Annotated in this window: 16 protein-coding genes; 8 read left to right on the top strand and 8 right to left on the bottom strand. The window is 63.2% G+C overall.

Translation table 11 applies throughout. From position 1 onward, the window contains the following. Positions 1 to 30 precede the first annotated feature (30 nt). The 5 genes from aceE to ACZ6YA_RS20020 all read left to right on the top strand — a co-directional run bounded on the left by aceE (position 31) and on the right by ACZ6YA_RS20020 (position 8,805). Positions 31 to 2,676 (top strand): pyruvate dehydrogenase (acetyl-transferring), homodimeric type, encoded by a 2,646-nt coding sequence (gene aceE, locus ACZ6YA_RS20040; protein WP_172227487.1) that lies wholly within the window; start codon positions 31 to 33, stop codon positions 2,674 to 2,676. 13 nt (positions 2,677 to 2,689) lie between these two features. Beyond that, entirely contained in the window at positions 2,690 to 4,333 is a 1,644-nt protein-coding gene (aceF, locus tag ACZ6YA_RS20035) for a dihydrolipoyllysine-residue acetyltransferase (protein WP_465898825.1), read from the top strand. Positions 4,334 to 4,652: 319 nt separating this feature from the next. Then, positions 4,653 to 7,340 carry a putative bifunctional diguanylate cyclase/phosphodiesterase gene (locus ACZ6YA_RS20030; protein WP_465898824.1) on the top strand — a complete coding sequence of 896 codons (2,688 nt, stop codon included), beginning with the start codon at positions 4,653 to 4,655 and terminating at the stop codon, positions 7,338 to 7,340. A gap of 169 nt (positions 7,341 to 7,509) precedes the next feature. Then, positions 7,510 to 8,178 (top strand): peptide-methionine (S)-S-oxide reductase MsrA, encoded by a 669-nt coding sequence (msrA, locus tag ACZ6YA_RS20025; RefSeq protein WP_465898823.1) that lies wholly within the window; start codon positions 7,510 to 7,512, stop codon positions 8,176 to 8,178. A 3-nt stretch (positions 8,179 to 8,181) separates the two neighbouring features. Next, positions 8,182 to 8,805 carry a glutathione S-transferase gene (locus ACZ6YA_RS20020; protein ID WP_465898822.1) on the top strand — a complete coding sequence of 208 codons (624 nt, stop codon included), beginning with the start codon at positions 8,182 to 8,184 and terminating at the stop codon, positions 8,803 to 8,805. An 11-nt stretch (positions 8,806 to 8,816) separates the two neighbouring features. On the opposite strand, the gene rloA2 is transcribed toward ACZ6YA_RS20020, so the two are convergent. Continuing rightward, on the bottom strand, positions 8,817 to 9,317 hold the full coding sequence (gene rloA2, locus ACZ6YA_RS20015; protein WP_465898821.1) for a retropepsin-like aspartic peptidase RloA2: 501 nt from the start codon (positions 9,315 to 9,317) through the stop codon (positions 8,817 to 8,819). Positions 9,318 to 9,499: 182 nt separating this feature from the next. Between rloA2 and ACZ6YA_RS20010 the strand changes: the two genes are divergently transcribed. Together ACZ6YA_RS20010 and ACZ6YA_RS20005 are read left to right on the top strand one after the other, a co-directional pair. After that, entirely contained in the window at positions 9,500 to 10,387 is an 888-nt protein-coding gene (locus ACZ6YA_RS20010) for an acyltransferase (protein WP_465898820.1), read from the top strand. 180 nt (positions 10,388 to 10,567) lie between these two features. Next, positions 10,568 to 11,917: an APC family permease gene (locus ACZ6YA_RS20005; RefSeq protein WP_465898819.1), complete on the top strand. Its 1,350-nt coding sequence runs from the start codon at positions 10,568 to 10,570 to the stop codon at positions 11,915 to 11,917. A gap of 3 nt (positions 11,918 to 11,920) precedes the next feature. Here ACZ6YA_RS20005 and ACZ6YA_RS20000 read toward each other — a convergent pair whose 3' ends face one another. Continuing rightward, positions 11,921 to 12,499 carry a DUF2780 domain-containing protein gene (locus ACZ6YA_RS20000; protein ID WP_465898818.1) on the bottom strand — a complete coding sequence of 193 codons (579 nt, stop codon included), beginning with the start codon at positions 12,497 to 12,499 and terminating at the stop codon, positions 11,921 to 11,923. Positions 12,500 to 12,658: 159 nt separating this feature from the next. Between ACZ6YA_RS20000 and ACZ6YA_RS19995 the strand changes: the two genes are divergently transcribed. Continuing rightward, a complete protein-coding gene (locus ACZ6YA_RS19995) occupies positions 12,659 to 13,144 on the top strand; it encodes a TIGR02594 family protein (RefSeq protein ID WP_465898817.1) in 486 nt (161 codons plus the stop codon). Between the two features lie 48 nt (positions 13,145 to 13,192). On the opposite strand, the gene fdhA is transcribed toward ACZ6YA_RS19995, so the two are convergent. From fdhA to ACZ6YA_RS19965, 6 genes are all read right to left on the bottom strand, one after another. Continuing rightward, entirely contained in the window at positions 13,193 to 14,392 is a 1,200-nt protein-coding gene (gene fdhA / locus ACZ6YA_RS19990; RefSeq protein WP_465898816.1) for a formaldehyde dehydrogenase, glutathione-independent, read from the bottom strand. Between the two features lie 269 nt (positions 14,393 to 14,661). Further along, complete coding sequence (purU, locus tag ACZ6YA_RS19985) at positions 14,662 to 15,519, bottom strand: formyltetrahydrofolate deformylase (protein ID WP_403131640.1); 858 nt, start codon at positions 15,517 to 15,519, stop codon at positions 14,662 to 14,664. Positions 15,520 to 15,531: 12 nt separating this feature from the next. After that, complete coding sequence (locus tag ACZ6YA_RS19980; RefSeq protein WP_465898815.1) at positions 15,532 to 16,164, bottom strand: sarcosine oxidase subunit gamma; 633 nt, start codon at positions 16,162 to 16,164, stop codon at positions 15,532 to 15,534. 170 nt (positions 16,165 to 16,334) lie between these two features. Continuing rightward, on the bottom strand, positions 16,335 to 19,352 hold the full coding sequence (locus ACZ6YA_RS19975; RefSeq protein ID WP_465898814.1) for a sarcosine oxidase subunit alpha: 3,018 nt from the start codon (positions 19,350 to 19,352) through the stop codon (positions 16,335 to 16,337). Beyond that, on the bottom strand, positions 19,349 to 19,684 hold the full coding sequence (locus tag ACZ6YA_RS19970) for a sarcosine oxidase subunit delta (protein ID WP_465898813.1): 336 nt from the start codon (positions 19,682 to 19,684) through the stop codon (positions 19,349 to 19,351). Before ACZ6YA_RS19970 ends, ACZ6YA_RS19975 begins: the two co-directional genes overlap by 4 nt. 14 nt (positions 19,685 to 19,698) lie before the next feature. Beyond that, on the bottom strand, positions 19,699 to 20,949 hold the full coding sequence (locus ACZ6YA_RS19965) for a sarcosine oxidase subunit beta family protein (protein ID WP_465898812.1): 1,251 nt from the start codon (positions 20,947 to 20,949) through the stop codon (positions 19,699 to 19,701). Between the last annotated feature and the right edge of the window lie 12 nt (positions 20,950 to 20,961).

Here is a 20,961-nt window from a genome sequence, read left to right as displayed (position 1 = left end):
TCTGGTGGCCTTTCCGCCCTGGAGCAAGCCATGCAAGACCTCGATCCAATCGAAACCCAGGAATGGCTGGATGCCCTGGAGTCGGTCCTCGACAAAGAAGGCGAAGACCGCGCTCATTACCTGATGACCCGCATGGGCGAGCTGGCCACCCGCAGTGGCTCCCAGCTGCCGTACGCGATCACCACGCCATACCGCAACACCATCCCTGTCACCCACGAAGCACGCATGCCTGGCGACCTGTTCATGGAACGCCGCATTCGCTCGATGGTGCGTTGGAACGCGCTGGCCATGGTGATGCGCACCAACCTGAAGGACTCGGACCTGGGCGGCCACATCTCCAGCTTCGCCTCCAGTGCCACCTTGTATGACATCGGCTTCAACTACTTCTTCCAGGCCCCGACCGACGAACACGGCGGCGACCTGGTGTTCTTCCAGGGCCACGCCTCGCCAGGCGTCTACGCCCGTGCGTTCATGGAAGGCCGCATCAACGAAGAGCAGATGAACAACTTCCGTCAGGAAGTGGACGGCAAGGGCCTGTCTTCGTACCCGCACCCGTGGCTGATGCCTGACTTCTGGCAGTTCCCGACCGTTTCCATGGGTCTGGGTCCGATCCAGGCGATCTACCAGGCGCGCTTCATGAAGTACCTCGAAGCCCGCGGCTTCATCCCGGCCGGCAAGCAGAAGGTCTGGTGCTTCATGGGCGACGGCGAGTGCGACGAGCCGGAATCCCTGGGCGCGATCGCCCTGGCTGGCCGCGAGAAGCTGGACAACCTGATCTTCGTCATCAACTGCAACCTGCAGCGCCTCGACGGCCCGGTTCGCGGCAACGGCAAGATCATCCAGGAACTCGAAGGCGTGTTCCGTGGCGGTGGCTGGAACGTCAACAAAGTCGTCTGGGGCCGTTTCTGGGACCCACTGCTGGCCAAGGACACCAACGGTGCCCTGCAGCGCCGCATGGACGAAGTCATCGACGGCGAGTACCAGAACTACAAAGCCAAAGACGGCGCGTACGTTCGTGAGAACTTCTTCAATACTCCAGAACTCAAGGCCATGGTCGAAGACCTGTCCGACGACGAGATCTGGAAGCTCAACCGTGGCGGCCACGACCCGTACAAGGTGTACGCGGCGTACCACCAGGCGGTGAACCACAAAGAGCAGCCGACCGTCATCCTGGCCAAGACCATCAAGGGTTACGGCACCGGTGCTGGCGAAGCCAAGAACACCGCGCACAACACCAAGAAGGTCGACGTCGACAGCCTGCGTCACTTCCGTGACCGCTTCGACATCCCGGTCAAGGACGCCGACCTTGAGAACCTGCCGTTCTTCAAGCCGGAAGAAGGTTCTGCCGAGGCCAAGTACCTGGCCGAGCGCCGTGCAGCCCTGGGCGGCTTCGTTCCACAGCGCCGCGCCAAGAGCTTCAGCGTGCCGACCCCGCCACTGGAAACGCTGAAAGCGATCCTGGACGGCTCGGGCGACCGCGAAATCTCCACCACCATGGCCTTCGTGCGTATTCTGGCGCAGCTGGTCAAGGACAAGGACATCGGCCAGCGCATCGTTCCGATCATCCCGGACGAAGCCCGTACCTTCGGTATGGAAGGCATGTTCCGTCAGTTGGGCATCTACTCGTCGGTCGGCCAACTCTACGAGCCAGTCGATAAAGACCAGGTGATGTTCTACCGGGAAGACAAGAAGGGCCAGATCCTCGAGGAAGGCATCAACGAAGCCGGCGCGATGTCGTCGTTCATCGCTGCCGGTACCTCGTACAGCTGCCACAACCAGCCGATGCTGCCGTTCTACATCTTCTACTCGATGTTCGGCTTCCAGCGTATCGGCGACCTGGCCTGGGCCGCTGGCGACAGCCGCACCCGTGGCTTCCTGATCGGCGGTACCGCCGGCCGTACCACCCTCAACGGTGAAGGCCTGCAGCACGAAGACGGTCACAGCCACATGATGGCGGGCACCATCCCGAACTGCCGCACCTACGATCCGACCTACGGCTACGAGCTGGCGGTGATCATCCAGGACGGCATGAAGAAGATGACCGAAGAGCAACAGGACATCTTCTACTACATCACCGTGATGAACGAATCCTACCAGCAGCCAGCCATGCCGGCCGGTGTCGAGGAAGGCATCATCAAGGGCATGTACCTGCTGGAAGAAGACACCCGCGAAGCGGCACACCACGTTCAGCTGATGGGCTCCGGCACCATCCTGCGCGAAGTGCGTGAAGCGGCGAAGATCCTGCGTGAAGAGTTCAACGTCGGTGCCGACGTGTGGAGCGTCACCAGCTTCAACGAACTGCGTCGCGACGGCCTGGCCGTGGAACGCGCCAACCGCCTCAAGCCTGGCCAGAAGCCGCAAGAGACCTACGTCGAGCAGTGCCTGAACGGCCGCAAAGGCCCGGTCATCGCTTCCACCGACTACATGAAGCTGTTCGCCGAACAGATTCGCCAGTGGGTGCCGAGCAAAGAGTTCAAAGTCCTGGGTACCGATGGTTACGGTCGCAGCGACAGCCGCAAGAAGCTGCGTCACTTCTTTGAAGTCGACCGCCACTTCGTGGTGCTGGCTGCCCTGGAAGCCCTGGCTGACCGTGGCGAGATCGAACCGAAAGTGGTGGCTGACGCTATCGTCAAGTTCGGCATCGATCCGGACAAGCGCAACCCACTGGACTGCTGAGGAGTATTTTTAAGTGAGCGAACTCATTCGCGTACCTGACATCGGCAGCGGTGAAGGTGAAATCATCGAGCTGTTCGTCAAGGTCGGTGATCGTATCGAGGCTGACCAGAGCCTGCTGACCCTGGAGTCCGACAAGGCCTCCATGGAGATCCCGGCCCCCAAGGCCGGCGTCGTCAAGGAACTGAAGGTCAAGCTGGGCGATCGCCTGAAAGAAGGCGACGAGCTGCTGGTCCTGGAAGTCGAGGGCGCCGCTGCGGCACCTGAGGCTCCGGCCGCGGCCGCGCCTGCCGCTGCGCCGGCCGCCGCTGAAAAGCCGGCTGCCGAAGCGGCCCCTGCGCCGGCTGCAGCCCCTGCTGCCGCCAGCGTGCAGGACATCCACGTGCCGGACATCGGCTCGTCGGGCAAGGCCAAGATCATCGAAGTGCTGGTCAAGGTCGGCGACACCGTCGAAGCCGACCAGTCGCTGATCACCCTGGAGTCCGACAAGGCCTCCATGGAGATCCCGTCGCCTGCTGCTGGTGTGGTCGAAGAAGTGCTGTGCAAGCTGGAAGATGAAGTCGGCACTGGCGACCTGATCTTCAAGCTGAAAGTTGCTGGCGCCGCACCGGCTGCCGCGCAGGCGCCTGCCGCCGCTGCTCCGGCCAAGGCTGAGGCGGCTCCGGCTGCCGCACCTGCCGCTGCCGCCCCGGCTGCTGCTGCTCCTGCTCCGGTCGCGACCGCGCCGGCTGCTGGCAACAATGCCAAGGTGCACGCAGGCCCGGCGGTTCGTCAGCTGGCCCGTGAATTCGGTGTCGAGCTGGGCGCTGTCGCTGCCACCGGCCCGCACGGTCGCATCCTGAAGGAAGACGTGCAGGTCTACGTCAAAGCGATGATGCAGAAAGCCAAAGAAGCCCCGGCAGTCGCCGGCGCGACTGGCGGCGCTGGCATCCCGCCGATCCCTGCTGTCGACTTCAGCAAGTTCGGTGAAGTGGAAGAAGTGGCCCTGACCCGCCTGATGCAGGTCGGCGCCGCCAACCTGCACCGCAGCTGGCTGAACGTGCCGCACGTGACCCAGTTCGACTCCGCCGACATCACCGAGCTGGAAGCCTTCCGCGTTGCGCAGAAGGCCGTGGCCGAGAAGGCTGGCGTCAAGCTGACCGTGCTGCCACTGCTGCTCAAGGCCTGCGCCTTCCTGCTCAAGGAACTGCCGGACTTCAACAGCTCGCTGGCACCAAGCGGCAAGGCCATCATCCGCAAGAAGTACGTGAACATCGGCTTCGCCGTGGACACTCCGGACGGCCTGCTGGTCCCTGTGATCAAGAACGTCGACCAGAAGAGCCTGCTGCAACTGGCTGCCGAAGCCGCTGCACTGGCCGAAAAGGCGCGTAGCAAGAAGCTGTCGGCCGACGACATGCAGGGCGCCTGCTTCACCATCTCCAGCCTCGGCCACATTGGCGGCACCGGCTTCACGCCGATCGTCAACGCGCCTGAGGTGGCGATCCTCGGTGTGTCCAAGGCCACCATGCAGCCGGTCTGGGATGGCAAGGCCTTCCAGCCGAAGCTGATGCTGCCGCTGTCGCTGTCCTACGATCACCGCGTGATCAACGGCGCTGCCGCCGCGCGCTTCACCAAGCGCCTGGGCGACGTGCTGGGCGACATCCGCACCATGCTGCTGTAAGGCGGCCCACTGCCCCTCCACTGGAGGGGCAGTACTCTTTTCGAGCTGCCACGCTCGTACCTCAACCCCGTCAGTTTGGCGGGGCTTTTTTTTGCCTGGCGAAAGAGATATGGCGGCAGGGAGATCGAGCGCCGCGCGGGCGGCGCTCGATCTCAAAAACGCAGAAGATCCCACGACTAGCACCTAAGGTTTCCCGCCCAGCGGCCGAAAACATATACATGACATCCCTCATGGCCGCTTGCCAGCCTTGGGGACATGATGCAACCTTGCCAGATACGCCGCCGTCCAGGCCGCGTCACACTCTTCAAGCGAGCCTTCGATGAAAAGCCAACCCGATGCCGCCAGCCGTGTGGCGGCCGAGGTCGTCACGCAGCTTCCCGTGCCCTCGCGGCTCGGCATGCTGCGTTTCGAAAGGCTCAACGAAGCCACCTGGGCAATGCTCTACATCGACCCGGCCTGCGAGCGCCAGTTCGGCCTGCAGGCCTCAGAGCTCTGTGCGCTGATCGACGCACCGTACGCCAGCCTGATGGAGCCCGAAGCGCGTTATCGGCTACACGATGAAATCCAGCGGCAACTGCACACACGCGGGTACTACCGTGTGCGCTACACCCTGCATGCGCAGCCGCATGCCTTGCGCCTGCTCGAAGCCGGCGAGGCCTACAAACAGCACAATCGCCAATTGCTGCGTGGCTTTCTGACGGTGCTCGACGACCAGGCCGACGACCTGGACCTGGACACTAACGACCTCGAGTCACGCAACAACCGCTTGCAACTGGCCTTGCAACTCAACCAGCGCACCCAGCAGGAACAGCTCGAACACCTGGAGCGCGTGCGCAGCCAGCAGGATCTCATCCTGCGCCTTGCCCGCCAGCGTTACAGTGCAGAAAACTCGCTGCTCGAAGCCGCCCAGCTGATCACCCGCAGCGCCTGCGAAATCTACAAGGTCGACAGCGCCAGCATCTGGCACCTGGAAGGCCACCGCCTGGAGCCGATCAGCGCCTGGTTGCGCAACGAGCAGGTGCACCGCCTGCCCGAGCCGATCGATGCCAGCCGCTTTCCCGACTACCTCGACGCCCTGCACGCCAGCCGCGCCATCGATGCGCATAACGCCAACCACGACCCGCGCACCCGGGAACTGGCCGAAACCCTGTACGCCGACAACAACGCGATGCTCGATGCCAGTGTCCGCGTCGATGGCCAGGTGGTCGGCGTGCTGTGCCTGGAACAAACCGGCCAGCCGCGGGCCTGGCAGTCAGACGAAATCGCCTTTGCCGGTGAGCTGGCCGACCAGTTCGCCCAGGTCATCACCAACCACAACCGGCGCACCGCCGCCAGCGCCCTGCACCTGTTCCAGCGCGCCGTCGAACAAAGCGCCAGTGCCTTCCTGCTGGTCAACCGCGAAGGCGTGGTGGAGTACGTCAACCCAAGCTTCACGGCGATCACCCAATACAGCACCGACGAAGTCCAGGGCCGCCACCTGGCCGACCTGCCGGCGTTGGAGAACCTCAGCGAGCTGCTGTTCGACACGCCATCGAGCCTGGCCATGGGCAACAGCTGGCAGGGCGAGTTCAAGAGCCGGCGCAAGAGCCTGGAACCGTACTGGGGGCAGCTCTCGATTTCCAAGGTGTATGGCGACAACCGTGAGCTGACCCACTACATCGGCATCTACGAAGATGTCACCCAGACCAAGCTGGCCCAACAGCGCATCGAACGCCTGGCCTATACCGACAACCTGACCAACCTGGGCAACCGCCCGGCGTTCATCCGCAGCCTCGACGAGCGCTTCGCCCGTGATGGCGATAGCCCGATCTGCCTGCTGCTGGTGGACATCGACAACTTCAAGCGGATCAACGACAGCCTGGGCCACCAGACTGGCGACAAACTGCTGATCAGCCTGGCCCGGCGCCTGCGCAACAGCCTCAGCGTCGGTGGTGTGCTGGCCCGCTTCGCCAGTAACGAGTTCGCCGTGCTGCTCGACGACACCAGCCTGGAAGACGGCCAGGGCGTGGCCCAGCAACTGCTGCGCACCCTCGACAAACCCATGTTCGTCGACAACCAACTGATCAACGTCACCGCTTCCGTGGGCCTGGCCTGTGCGCCGCTGCACGGCAGCGACCCAACCACCCTGATGAAGAACGCCGGCCTGGCGCTGCACAAGGCCAAGGCCAACGGCAAGCACCAGGTGCAGGTGTTCACCGAAGTGCTCAATGCCGAAGCCAGCTACAAGCTGTTCGTCGAGAACAACCTGCGCCGCGCCCTGACCCAGAACGAGCTGGAGGTGTTCTACCAGCCCAAGCTGTGCCTGCGCAGTGGTCGGCTGCTGGGGCTGGAAGCACTGCTGCGCTGGAACCACCCCGAGCGCGGCATGATCCGCCCGGACCAGTTCATCAGCGTGGCGGAAGAAACCGGCCTGATCATCCCCATCGGCAAATGGGTGGTGCGCCAGTCGTGCCGCATGAGCCAGGAGCTGCGCGAAGCCGGCATGGGTAACCTTCACGTGGCCATCAACCTGTCGCCCAAGCAGTTTTCCGACCCCGACCTGGTGGCCTCGATCGGCTCGATCCTCAAGGAAGAAGCCCTGCCCCCGCACCTGCTGGAGCTGGAACTGACCGAAGGCCTGCTGCTGGAAGCCACCGAGGACACCCACCGCCAGCTCGACGAACTCAAGGCCTTGGGCCTGACCCTGGCCATGGACGACTTCGGCACCGGCTACTCGTCGCTGAGTTACCTGAAGAAGTTTCCGATCGACATCATCAAGATCGACCGCAGCTTCATCAACGAGATCCCCGACAACCAGGACGACATGGAAATCACCTCGGCGGTGGTGGCCATGGCTCACAACCTCAAGCTCAAAGTGGTTGCCGAGGGCATCGAGACGCCTGAGCAGCTGGCGTTCTTGCGCCGGCACCGCTGCGACGTCGGCCAAGGGTATCTGTTCGACCGGCCGATTCCGGGGCGGGAACTGGCGGAAAAACTCAAGCGCTATCCGCGCGGTCCAATGGCCTGACAGCAGCGTCATCCTCGGGCACTATAGAATCCATTCGGGCCTCTTCGCGGGGCAAGCCCGCTCCCACAGGTGTTGCACTGCCCTTGAGAACAGTGCAACACCTGTGGGAGCGGGCTTGCCCCGCGAAGCGCTCACCACCTATCCCACTGAAAAACACAGAGGAACGGCCATGGTCCTGCGTTCGGAAATCCTGGTGAACAAAAACGTCATGCCTACCGCGGAGCAGGCCCTGCCTGGCCGCGAAACGCCAATGTCCCTGCCCGAGTTCCATTACGTGTTCGAAGGCACCCCGCTGCTCGGCCCGTTCTTCGAAGGCAATATTGATTTCGCCATCTTCGGCCTGGGCTGCTTCTGGGGCGCCGAGCGCCGTTTCTGGCAGCGTGAAGGCGTGGTCAGCACGGTGGTCGGCTATGCCGGCGGTTTCACCCCCAACCCAACCTACGAAGAAGTCTGCTCGGGCCTGACTGGCCACACTGAAGTGGTGCTGGTGGTGTTCGACAAGGACAAGGTCAGCTACCGCGAGCTGCTGGCGATGTTCTGGGAACTGCACAACCCGACTCAGGGCATGCGCCAAGGCAACGACGTCGGCACCCAATACCGCTCGGCGATTTTCTGCACCAGCCCAGAGCAGCTCGAAGAAGCCAATGCCAGCCGCGATGCCTTCCAGGCTGAGCTGAACAAGGCCGGTTTCGGCGCGATCACCACCGAGATCGATCAGGCGCCGACCGTGTTCTTCGCCGAGGCCTACCACCAACAGTACCTGGCCAAGAACCCCGAGGGCTACTGCGGTATCGGCGGCACTGGCGTGTGCCTGCCACCTAGCCTGCAGGGCAACTGAGCCATGAGCACGATGACCCTGTTCCACTCGCCGCTGTCGCCATTCGTGCGCAAGGTCATGGTGGTGCTGCACGAGACCGGTCAGCTTGACCGCGTCGCGCTGCAGCCGGTGAACGTCAGCCCGGTCAGCGGCGACGAGCAGCTGAACCAGGGCAACCCGATCGGCAAGATCCCGGCCCTGCGCCTGGAAGACGGCACAGTGCTGCATGACAGCCGGGTCATCTGCGAGTTTCTCGACCTGCAGCATGTCGGCCTGCCGCTGTTGCCCCGTGAGGGCTCGGCGCGCTGGCGGCGCATGACCCTGGCGGCGCAGGCGGATGCGATCATGGATGCGGCGGTGTCGAGCCGCTATGAGCGCTTCCTGCGGCCCGAGGACAAGCGCTGGGACGGTTGGCTAGAGGCACAGGGCGAGAAGATCCGGCGTAGCCTGGCCAACCTGGAACAAGCACATTTGGCCGAGCTGATGTCCGGCTTTGACCTGGCGGCGATCGGAGTCGCCTGCGCTCTGGGCTATCTGGATTTGCGTCAGCCTGATTTTGGCTGGCGTGAGCGCCAGCCAGGGTTGGCCGCGTGGTATGCCGAGGTGGCCAAACGGCCATCGATGGTAGCAACCGCACCCACTGCCTGATAGATCACTTCTTAGCAGTCAGGTTTACCCGCCGTGAACCGCTTGGCCGGGTTCACGGCGGCCTTGAACTCGCGCAGCGCCTTGGCCCCGATCAGCAGCGGATAATTGAAGCTGCTGCGGTCGACCAGGTTCACCTCCACGGTGCGCTTCTCGTCGCCCAGGCACAGCTCCAGATCGACCACCGGCCTGCGCGAAAGCTCGGGAGCGTCGCCCTCGTCTTCTTCATCGGCACGGTTCTTGATCTTGCTGATGCGCGAAACCTTGTGCTCGTAGACCTTGCCATCCGAATCCTTGGTTGCCAGGCGGAAGCGTACCCAGTCCTCGCCATCGCGGGTAAAGCGTTCGATGTCCTTGGCCGACAGCGATGCGGTGTAAGCGCCGGTATCCATCTTGGCCTTGAGGGTTTCGCCGAGTTCCGGCAGGGATATGTTCTCGTAGCGGCCGTAAAGCGTGGGCTCGGCGGCCATGACCGGCAACGCCAACAGCGACAACAGGGCAAGCAGAGGTTTCACAGGCAGGCTTCCTTGAGAGGGGTCAGTGCTTAGACTGTGCAAGCAGGATAGGTTCGCAGCCACTAGGGTAAACAACATACTGTGAAACATTTGTCCGCGCCGCTGGGCATTGGACATTTGGCGTAGGCGGCGGCGCTGCTTATCATTGCCGCCCGTTTATATCCCACAACAAGAGTTTCTTTATGCGTCGCCTGCTAACCGGCATTCTCACGACCACCTTGCTGGTCATCAACACCGTGGTGATGATCTGCCCGCTGCTGGTCTTCGCCCTGCTCAAACTGGTGCTGCCGGGCCGCTGGCGTGACTATGCCTCCGCTGGCGTGATGTGGTGCGCTGAAGCCTGGTCGGAAGTCGACAAAGCCATCTTCGCCCTGTGCATCCCTACCCAGTGGGACATTCGCGGCGTCGACAACCTGCGCAAGGACACCTCGTACCTGGCCGTGAGCAACCACCAGACCTGGGTAGACATCCCCGCGTTGATCGAAAGCCTCAACCGCCGCACGCCGTTCTTCAAGTTCTTCCTAAAGAAGGAGCTGATCTGGGTACCGCTGCTGGGCCTGGCCTGGTGGGGTCTGGACTACCCGTTCATGAAGCGCTACAGCAAGGCGTTTCTGGAAAAGCACCCCGAGCTCAAGGGCAAGGACCTGGAAATCACCAAGGCCGCCTGCGAGCTGTTCAAGCGCCAGCCGGTGACCGTGGTCAATTACCTGGAAGGCACCCGCTTTACCGAGGCCAAGCGCCTGCAGCAGCAGTCGCCTTACCGTTACCTGCTCAAGCCCAAGGCCGGCGGCGTGGCCTTTGTGCTGGCGGCGTTGGGCGAACAGCTTGATGCGCTGCTGGACGTGACCATTGTCTACCCGGGCAACAAGGCGCCGGGGTTCTGGGACCTGCTCAATGGCAGCATCAACCGGGTGATTATCGACATTCAGGTGCGTGAGCTGGACCCGGCGTTGTGGGCGGGGGATTACGAAGGCGATCCTGCGTTTCGCCAGACGGTGCAGGCTTGGGTGAACCAGCTGTGGGTGGAGAAGGATCAGCGGATTGAGCAGCTGCGCGGGGAAATGGGCTAAGCCGTTTGTCTGGGCTGGCCTCTTCGCGGGCAAGCCCGCTCCCACAGGTTCTGCGTTGGGTGCCTGTGGTGATTAAAACCCTGGCTAATAATCAGCATAAGGATTACTTCTTTGTCACCTTCCACCTAAGTGGATAAAAATCGATCAAGCACAACTACAAAAAATTGCCTGGATCGATCGATGGCCAACCAACCTTGCTCCGCCCCCGCCCAGCTCCGCCGTGTCCTGGGCCTCCCCGCCCTGGTGTTCTTCGGCCTGGTGTACATGGTCCCGCTGACCATTTTCACCACCTACGGCATCGTCACCGAAATGACCGGAGGCCGCACTGCAGGGGCCTACCTGGTCACCCTGCTGGCCATGTCATTCACCGCCATTTCCTACAGTTTCATGGTCAAACGCTTCCCGATCGCGGGCTCGGCGTACTCCTACACCAACATGGCCTTCGGCCCTAATGTCGGCTTCCTGGCCGGCTGGTCGCTGCTGCTCGACTACCTGTTCATTCCGATGATCAACTACCTGCTGATCGGCTTGTTCCTCAACATCGCCCTCCCGGCCATCCCGGCGTGGACCATCGTCCTCGCCTCGATTGCCCTGGTGACGGTGCTCAACGTGGTCGGCATCCACTCGGTGGCCAAGGCCAGCAACTTGATCGTCGGTGCTCAGATCATCTTTATCGGCGTTTTCGTAGCGCTCTCCTGGCAATCGCTGGCGGGTCAGCCGGTGGACCTGCTGTCGCCGCTGATGGGCGACGGCACGCAGCCAGGTTTCGGCCCACTGATGGCCGGTGCCGCGGTGCTGTGCCTGTCGTTCCTGGGTTTCGATGCCGTTTCGACCCTGGCCGAAGAGTGCCGTGATGCCCGCCGCGACGTACCCCGGGCGATCATCCTGACCACGCTGTTCGCCGGCGTGCTGTTCACCGCGCTGGCTTATGTCAGCCAGCTGGTGCTGCCTGGCAGCCACTTCGTCAATGTCGACGCGGCGGCCAATGAGGTGATGTTCAAGGCGGGCGGCCAGTTCCTGGCCAACTTCTTCACCGCGGCGTTCGTCGCCGGCAGCCTGGGGTCGGCGCTGGCTTCGCAGGCTGCCGTGTCGCGCATCCTGTTCACCATGGGCCGCGACCGTGTACTGCCGCAGCGCAGCTTCGGTTACTTGTCGCCACGCTTCGGCACTCCGGTCTTCGCCATCTTGCTGGTGTCGGCGTTCTCGTTGCTGGCATTGGTGATCGACCTGACCACCCTCGCCTCGCTGATCAGCTTCGGCGCGCTGGTGGCCTTCTCGGCCGTGAACCTGGCGGTGGTCAAGACCCACCTGATGACCGACGCCAACCCGCGCAACCTCAGAGGCCTGCTGCAGTACGGCTTGGTGCCGATGATCGGCCTGGGCCTGACCCTGTGGCTGTGGACCAGCCTGTCGGCGCTGACGCTGGTCATCGGTTTGTGCTGGTTCGCACTGGGGCTGACGTACCTGGCAGTACTGACTGCCGGCTTCCGCCGCCCGGTGCGCCTGGTGGATTTCTCCGAAGCGGCTTGAACCTTACACCGACGGCTGTTGCACCAGCGGCGCCGGGGTAGTCCACAGGCTACCCAGGTTCTGCAACAGCGACCCGGCAATGCCCTGCTGCCCCAGGTACTGGAGGATCAGCGGGGCGAACTGGCCGATCATGCCGGTATCCATGCCCAGCGCCTTGAAGGCGGTGTCCAGGTCGGTGCGATTTTCCACATCGTTGCCCAGTGCCTTGCTCAAGGCCGACTGGTTTTCGCTGTTGCCGCCGAGCAATTCGCCCAGGCCACTCAGGCCACCGAGGGCGTTGGCGCCTGAAAGCAGGTCGAGCCCCGGCACAGCCTTGGTCAATTGGCCATAGTCGTCGCTGCTGAGGTTGTTGCGCGCCAGCCCCAGCATCGCCCCTGCGCCGCCCACCGCTTGCTCGGGGGTGATGTTCAACTCGCTGCCCAAGGTGTTGAGCAGGTTGGCCTGCGCTTCGGGTGCCTGCACCTGGCCCTGCTGCTTCTGGGTCTGCATGGCGGAGACGGCATTGGCCGCATCGCCGAGGTTGAAGGCGAATACCGGGCTTGCGGCCAGGGTCATCAGGGTTGCCAGGGTGAATGCTTTCATCAGAGGGACCTCGTCGGCCGGGATGGCCTGGGAAACGAGGCATTCGACTGGCGTACCGGGGCTTGGTTCCGGGCCGGCTATCGGGGCAATGCTGCCAGCATCCATTGGCTATCCAGGCTCGCTAACGTGGCCTGGCCTATCCCGGACGGAGCACTCCCCATGAGCACCCACCCTTGGCTCGACGAAGCGCGCAAGTACATTGGCCTGGAAGAGATTGCCGGCACGCAGCACAACCCTGAAATCCTGCAAATGTGGAAGGACATCAAGCGCGGGGGAATAAAAGACGATGAGACCCCTTGGTGCGCAGCCTTCGTCGGCGCGATGCTGGAACGGGTGGGGGTGCGTTCTTCACGTTTCGAAAGCGCGCGTTCCTACCTGAACTGGGGAATCAAACTGACGCGACCGGTCAATGGCTGCATCGTGGTTTTCACCCGTGTTGGCGGCGGGCATGTCGGTTTCGTGACCGGCAAAGCTGCCAATGGCAACCTGTTGGTACTCGGTGGCAATCAAAGCGATGCGGTGAATATTCGGGCCTTCGAGCTGCACCGCGTCAGTGGTTGTCGCTGGCCGGCCGGGATGCTGGTGGCGGACGAAGCACTGGCGGTGCTGGCTGCTGACGCGCCGCTGTCGGCATCGGAGGCATAACACCCCGCAAACGAAAACGCCCCCTTGCGGGGGCGTTTCTTGTAAGGGTTAAGCCGCGCCCCACATCTTGTGCGGGTCGATCACGAACTTCTTCGGTACGCCTGCATCGAACTCGCCATAGCCTTCTGGTGCCTGGTCCAGGTTGATCACCTGCACACCCACCACTTCGGCGATGTTGATCCGATCCCACATGATCGCCTGCATCAACTGGCGGTTGTACTTCATGGTCGGGGTCTGGCCGGTGTGGAAGCTGTGCGACTTGGCCCAGCCCAGGCCGAAGCGAATGCTCAGCGCGCCGATCTTGGCGGCGGCGTCCGATGCACCTGGGTCTTCGGTGACGTACAGGCCAGGAATACCGATGCTGCCAGCCACGCGGGTCACTTGCATCAGCGAGTTGAGCACGGTAGCCGGGGCTTCGTGCTTGGCACCTTCATGGCCATGGCCACGGGCCTCGAAACCAACGGCGTCAACGGCGCAGTCCACCTCCGGCTCGCCGAGGATATCGATGATCTGCTCGTGCAGTGGAGTGTCCTTGGACAGGTCGACCACTTCGAAACCCTGAGACTTGGCGTGCGCCAGGCGGGCCTGATTGAGGTCGCCGACGATCACGCAGGCAGCGCCCAGCAGGCGAGCCGAAGCAGCCGCCGCCAGTCCAACCGGGCCGGCACCTGCAACGTACACGGTGCTACCTGGGCCGACGCCTGCCGTCACGGCGCCGTGGAAGCCGGTCGGCAAAATGTCGGAGAGGCAGGTCAGGTCACGGATCTTTTCCATGGCCTTGTCGCGGTCTGGCAGTTTCAGCAGGTTGAAATCGGCGTAGGGCACCAGCACGTATTCGGCCTGGCCGCCGGTCCAGTCGCCCATGTCGACATAACCGTAGGCGCCGCCAGCGCGGGCCGGGTTGACGGTGAGGCAGACACCGGTATGCATCTCTTTGCAGGAGCGGCAGCGGCCGCAGGCAACGTTGAAGGGTACCGATACCAGGTCGCCGATTTTCAGACGTTCGACATCACGCCCCAGCTCGACGATTTCACCGGTGATTTCGTGGCCCAGGACCAGGCCGACCTGGGCAGTGGTGCGGCCACGGACCATGTGCTGGTCGGAGCCGCAGATGTTGGTGGAGACCACCTTGAGGATGACGCCGTGTTCGATTTTCTTGCCGCGCGGGTCCTGCATTTTCGGGTAGTCGATGTGTTGCACCTCGACCTTGCCGGCGCCGAGATATACCACTCCACGATTGCCAGACATTGCTTGTACCTCGCTTGATTTTTATTGATGCAGCGTTGGTTGAAGCGCCGCCATCCATGGGCGGCTTGTGTTACTGGAATGGAGGGAATTGTGGGCTTGATGGGGCCGAAGGCGCTGACTGAAAACGACAGGGGGATGCCTTTTTACGGCAGGGGAAAAGGGGTGAGCCCATTCGCGGGCAAGCCCGCTCCCACAGGGACAGTGCTGGCCTTGAAGGACGCACAAAACCTGTGGGAGCGGGCTTGCCCGCGAAGAGGCCGGAACAGCCGCTAAAGAACGACAGTCCGATTGGCGTTGAGGAATACCCGCCGCTCGATGTGATAACCGACCGCCCGCGCCAGCGTCAGGCACTCGATATCCCGCCCTTTGGCAATCAGGTCCTCAGGATAATGGCTGTGGTCCACCACCTCGACCCCCTGGGCAATGATCGGCCCTTCATCGAGGTCGTTGTTGATGTAGTGCGCCGTGGCCCCGACCATCTTCACGCCCTTGTTGTAGGCCTGGTGATAAGGCTTGGCGCCCTTGAACCCCGGCAACAGCGAGTGGTGAATGTTGATCGCCCAGCCATCCAGGCGCCGGCACAGCTCGGGCGACAGGACCTGCATGTAACGGGCAAGGATGACCAGCTCGGCACCGGTTTCCTCGATCACCTGCAGCACCTTGCGCTCTTGCCCAGGCTTGTCGTTGGGGTCGAGGGCGAAGTGGTAGTAGGGGATCTTGTGCCAGTGCGCCAGCGGTTCGAGATCGGGGTGGTTGGACACCACCGCGACCACGTCCATGCCCAGCTGGCCGATGCGCTGGCGGTACAGTAGGTCGTTCAGGCAGTGATCGGCCTTTGACACCATGATCACCACCTTGGGGCGGTGATTGGGCGCGGTCAGCTCGAACGCCATGCCGAACGCTTCACTGCGTTCGCCGAGGCCGGCACGGAAACCCGCCTCGTCGAAATCGTCCGGCTGGCGGAATTCGACGCGAATGAAGAAGCGCCCCGACTGCCGGTCATCGAAGGAGTGGTGCTCCGTCACGTAGCAGCGCTGCTCGAAGAGGAAACGCGTCACCACGTCGACGGTACCGAGCATGCTCGGGCAGTCGGCGGTGAGAATCCAGGTATCCGGTGCCCGACTCATGTTCTGCGCTCCTTAGGCTTCGATGCTCAGGCCGTACTCGGCCGAAGCGTCCTGCAGCCACAGCCACCAGTAGTCGGCGAAGCTGCGACGAATCACCAGTTCCCAGGTGTCTTCGGCGGTGCGGCGGATCACCAGTTGCGACTTGGCGAACACGGTGCCGACAGCCTTGCCCACCGGGAAGTTATTTGGGTGAACATCATAGCTGGTGGATTTCATCAGCACTTCGCGCACGTTCGGGCCGCGCAGTTCCAGCAGGCTTTGCCCACCGCTGACGTTGACCACCTGGATGTGCCGGCCTTCGAGGGCCGCGCGCAGCTTCTGCTCGACGGCGAACTCCTGGCCGCCGGGAACGATCAGCAACCACTCGTCCGGGCCCAGCCACTGCAGCGACATCTCGTTGTTGGCGACTACGGTCAGGGCCACCGGCAGCTCCAGGCCCAGGGCCTTGTGCACGCCTGCGGCGAATTCCGGGTCATGGCCGTCGCCACGCAGGGTCAGGTGACCGAGGAATTTCTTTTCCCGCAGGGTTACGCCTGCGTTCTTACGGCCTTTGCCAACCAGGCTGGCCAGGTCGGCGTGGTGCAGCGGCGACTGAGCCTTGGCCTCGGCGCCGGGGTTTTGCTGGAAGACGTTGATAGCGCTCATTTCTTACCTGCCTTGAATTCTGTAGGTCACAAACGATGCTCGGGGCGACGCTGATCCTGTGGGAGCGGGCTTGCCCGCGAATGCGATGGTGAATTCACCGCCCTCTTCGCGGGCAAGCCCGCTCCCACAGAGACCTCATTCCAACCCGAGCGCCGATTGCGTGCCGGGCCTTAAACGTTCTGCCGCTCACCCTTCGGATCGAAGAACACCGAAGACACGATTTCGGCCTCGATCACGCTGCCATCCGCCTGTGGCGAGTAGACGCGCTCGCCCATGCGCTTGAGGCCGCCCTTGACCACACCCATGGCGAACGAATAGCCCAGGGAGTTGGAGGCATAGCTGGAGGTGACGTGGCCAACCATGTCCATCGGGATCGGCTGTTTCGGGTCGAACACCAGCTGGGCGCCTTCCGGCAGCCATTTGGTCGGGTCCACAGGCTTGAGGCCCACCAGTTGCTTGCGGTTCTCGCGCAGGCAGTCTTCGCGGTTCATGCCACGCAGGCCGATCCACGAGAACGGCTTGTTGCGGCCTACGCACCAGCTCATGTTGAGGTCGTCCGGGTTCATCGACCCGTCAGTGTCCTGGCCGACGATGATGAAGCCCTTCTCGGCCCGCAGCACGTGCATGGTCTCGGTGCCGTACGGGGTCAGGTTGTACTTTTTGCCCGCCTCGATGACTTTTTCCAGCACGCCCATGGCGTAGTTGGCCTGCACGTTTACTTCGTACGACAGCTCACCGGTGAACGAGATGCGGAACACCCGCGCCGGCACGCCGCCGACGGTGCCTTCCTTCCAGGTCATGAACGGGAAGGCTTCCTTGTCCAGGTCGATGTCGTCGGTCAGCTCGCTGAGCAGCTTGCGGCTGTTGGGGCCGGACAGGGTCAGGGTGGCCCAGTGGTCGGTGACCGAGGTGAAGTACACCTTCATCTCCGGCCATTCGGTCTGGTGGTACAGCTCCAGCCACTGCAGCACGCGTGCGGCGCCACCGGTGGTGGTGGTCATGTAGAAGTGGTTGTCGCCGACGCAGGCGGTCACGCCGTCGTCGAAGACCATGCCGTCTTCCTTGCACATCAGGCCGTAGCGGGCCTTGCCCACGTCGAGCTTGGTCCAGGCGTTGGAGTAGATGCGGTTGAGGAACTCGCGCGCGTCCGGGCCCTGGATGTCGATCTTGCCCAGGGTCGAGGCGTCGAGCAGGCCCACGCTGTCGCGCACGGCCTTGCATTCACGGGCCACGGCGGCATGGATGTCTTCGCCGGCTTTAGGGAAGTACCACGGGCGCTTCCACTGGCCGACGTCCTCGAACTCGGCGCCGTTCTTCACGTGCCAGGCATGCAGGGCAGTGAAGCGCACCGGCTCGAACAGGTGACCACAGTGACGGCCCGCTACCGCGCCGAAAGTCACCGGCGTGTAGTTGGGGCGGAACATGGTGGTGCCCATTTCCGGGATGGTGATGCCGATCGAACGGGCGGCGATGGCCAGGCCGTTGATATTGCCCAGCTTGCCCTGGTCGGTGCCGAAGCCCAGCGCGGTGTAGCGCTTGACGTGCTCGACCGACTCGAAGCCTTCACGGGTGGCCAGCTCGATACCGGCGGCGGTCACGTCGTTCTGCTGGTCGACGAACTGCTTCGGCCCCTTGGTGCCTTTGTCGTGCGGCACCTGGAACAGCGCCACGGTGGCCTCTTCCTTACGCGCTACGGTCTTTGGCAGGGTGGCGGTGGTGGACTTGAAGCCGGCTTCAGTGGCTGCGCGGGCGCCGCCTTCGAAACCATTGGCAATCACGTCACCCAGGGCATACACGCCGTTGATGCCGCCGACGCACTCACGCTTCTGCGGCGCATCACCTGGCACGAAGCCAAGGATGTCGTCACGCCAGACCGGGCGACCGCCCAGGTGCGAGGCCAGGTGGACGATCGGGCTGTAGCCGCCAGAAGTGGCGATCAGGTCGCAGTCGAGGGTTTCGCCTGGGCTGGTGACCTTGTGTGCCTGCACATCGATAGCCGCCACGCGGGCGCCAGTGACGTGCTTGCTGCCTTTGGCCTCGACCACGGCGCTGGAAGTGAGGATGCGAATACCTTTCGCACGCGCTTCTTCAACCAGCGAACCGCGCGGGTTGTGGCGGGCGTCGGCGATGGCGACGACCTGCAGGCCAGCGTCGTGCCAGTCCAGCGCGGCGCGGTAGGCATGGTCGTTGTTGGTCGACAGCACCAGCTTGCGGCCGGGTGCCACGCCGTATCGGCGAACATAGGTGGACACAGCACCGGCCAGCATGTTGCCCGGCACATCGTTGTTGCCGTACACCAGTGGGCGCTCGTGGGCACCGGCAGCCAGTACCACGCGTTTGGCGCGGACACGGTGCACACGGTGGCGCACCTGGCCGATCGGCGCGCGATCACCAAGGTGGTCGGTGAGGCGTTCGTGAATGGTCAGGAAGTTGTGGTCGTGGTAGCCGTTGACCGTGGCGCGTGGCAGCAGGGTCACTTCCGGCAGGCTTTCCAGCTCCTTGACCACGGCGTTGACCCAGTCGGCGGCAGGCTTGCCGTCGAGGGTTTCGCGGGAGTCGAGCAGGCTGCCGCCGAACTCTTCCTGCTCGTCTGCCAGAATAACGCGGGCACCGCTGCGCGCAGCGGCCAGGGCTGCGGCCAGGCCAGCAGGGCCGGCGCCGACGATCAGCACATCGCAGTGCTGGTTCATGTAGTCGTAGCTGTCCGGGTCGTTCTGCAGCGGTGCACGGCCCAGGCCGGCTGCTTTACGGATGTACTTCTCGTAAGTCATCCAGAACGATTTCGGGTACATGAAGGTTTTGTAGTAGAAGCCCGGCGGCATCATGCTGCCGCCGACCTTGCCAAGGATGCCCATGACGTCGTTGTTGACGTTCGGCCAGCCGTTGGTGCTGGTGGCTACAAGACCTGCGTACAGCGCCTGCTGGGTGGCGCGCACGTTAGGGATCTGGGTGGCTTCGCTGGAACCGATCTGCAGGATGGCGTTCGGCTCTTCGGTGCCGGCAGCGATGATGCCGCGTGGGCGCGAGTACTTGAAGCTGCGGCCGACGATGTCGACGCCGTTGGCCAGCAGCGCGGCGGCCAGGCTGTCACCGGCGTAACCCTGGTAGGTCTTGCCGTTGAAGCTGAAATTCAGGACCTTGCTGCGGTCGATACGGCCGCCGCTGGCGAGGCGATAGGTCTGGCTCATACTTTTTCCCCTTGCCCTTTGACGGTCGACGGTGCGCTGTTTGGCTTACCGTTGGCGGTCACCTGCGGCTTCTCGCCGATCTTGTAGGTTTCCAGAATCTCGTAGGTCACGGTGTCGCGGGTGACGTTGAAGTACTGACGGCAGCCGGCAACGTGGTCCCACAGCTCATGGTGAATACCGCGCGGGTTGTCGCGGAAGAACATGTAGGTGCCCCACTCCTCGTCGGAGCAGGCGGCCGGGTCCAGCGGGCGGGCGATGTGCGCCTGGCCAGAGGCGTGAAACTCTTCTTCGGAGCGCAGCTCGCCGCAGTGGGGACAGAAAATATGCAACATGACGGTGTCTCCGGTTAGTGGGCGACGGCGGCGGCGCCGTGTTCGTCGATCAGTGCGCCGTTATAGAAACGGTCCATGGAGAACGGCGCAGCCAGCGGGTGCATCTCGCCTTTGGCCAGGCTCGCGGCGAAGACGTTGCCCGAACCCGGGGTCGCCTTGAAGCCGCCGGTGCCCCAGCCGCAGTTGAAGAACATGTTCTTGACCGGGGTCTTGGAGATGATCGGGCAGGCGTCCGGCGAGGTGTCGACGATGCCGCCCCACTGGCGGTTCATGCGCACGCGCGAGAGGTTGGGGAACATCTCGACGATCGCCTGCAGGGTGTGTTCGATCACCGGGTAAGAACCGCGCTGGCCGTAGCCGACCCAGCCGTCGATACCGGCACCGATCACCAGGTCGCCCTTGTCGGACTGGCTGATGTAGCCGTGCACGGCGTTAGACATGATCACGCTGTCGATGATCGGCTTGATCGGCTCGGATACCAGTGCTTGCAGCGGGTGCGATTCCAGCGGCAGGCGGAAGCCGGCCAGCTTGGCCATGTGCCCGGAGTTACCGGCGGTCACCACGCCGACGCGCTTGGCGCCGATGAAGCCTTTGTTGGTTTCCACACCGATGACCGCGCCGTTTTCCTTGCGAAAGCCAATCACTTCGGTCTGCTGGATCAGGTCCACGCCCAGGGCGTCGGCAGCACGGGCATAACCCCAGGCCACGGCATCGTGACGGGCCACGCCGCCACGGCGCTGAACGGTAGCGCCCAGCACCGGATAACGGGCATTTTTCGAGCAGTCCAGGTAAGGGATTTCAGCCGCAACCTGGGCAGTGTCAAGCAGCTCGCCGTCCACGCCATTGAGGCGGTTGGCACTGACGCGGCGCTCGGAGTCACGAATGTCCTGCAGGGTGTGGCACAAGTTGTAGACGCCACGCTGGGAGAACATCACGTTGTAGTTGATGTCCTGGGACAGACCTTCCCACAGCTTCATGGCGTGCTCGTACAGGTGCGCCGATTCGTCCCACAGGTAGTTGGAGCGCACGATGGTGGTGTTACGGGCGGTGTTGCCGCCGCCCAGGTAACCCTTCTCGATCACCGCGACGTTGGTGATGCCGTGCTCCTTGGCCAGGTAGTAGGCCGTAGCCAGGCCGTGGCCGCCACCGCCGACGATGACCACGTCGTAGACCTTTTTAGGGGTCGGCGTGCGCCACATGCGCTGCCAGTTTTCGTGGTGGCTGAGGGAGTGTTTGAAGAGGCCGAAGCCCGAGTAGCGTTGCATGGTCGTTTACTC

This window comes from Pseudomonas sp. NPDC090752, from assembly GCF_055584805.1.
The sequence above is the reverse complement of the archived record's forward strand: the minus strand, read 5'-3'. Positions and strand labels throughout refer to the sequence as shown.